This window comes from Microbacterium sp. ZXX196, assembly GCF_009709595.1.
Classification (GTDB): Bacteria; Actinomycetota; Actinomycetes; order Actinomycetales; family Microbacteriaceae; genus Microbacterium; species Microbacterium excoecariae.
Genome location: NZ_WMEE01000306.1, coordinates 1 through 259 on the forward strand (window position 1 = coordinate 1; position 259 = coordinate 259).

General features: G+C 61.8%; 1 protein-coding gene. It reads left to right on the forward strand.

Features of this window, described 5'->3' with window-relative positions; translation table 11 throughout:
• Positions 1-259, forward strand: a 259-nt coding sequence (rpsF, locus tag GJQ66_RS13145; RefSeq protein WP_196215930.1) for a 30S ribosomal protein S6, incomplete at both ends; no start/stop codon positions are given.

Consider the following 259-nt stretch of genomic DNA (forward strand, 5'->3'; position numbering starts at 1 on the left):
GTGATGGTCATCCTCGACCCCGATCTCGAGGAGCGCGCTGTCTCCCCGCTGATCGAGAACTTCCTCTCCGTCGTCCGTGAGGGCAACGGAAAGGTCGAGAAGGTCGACACCTGGGGCCGTCGTCGTCTCTCGTACGAGATCAACAAGAAGCCCGAGGGCATCTACTCGGTCATCGACCTGCAGGCCGAGCCTGCGGTCGTCAAGGAACTCGACCGTCAGATGAACCTGAACGAGTCGGTCCTCCGGACCAAGGTCCTCC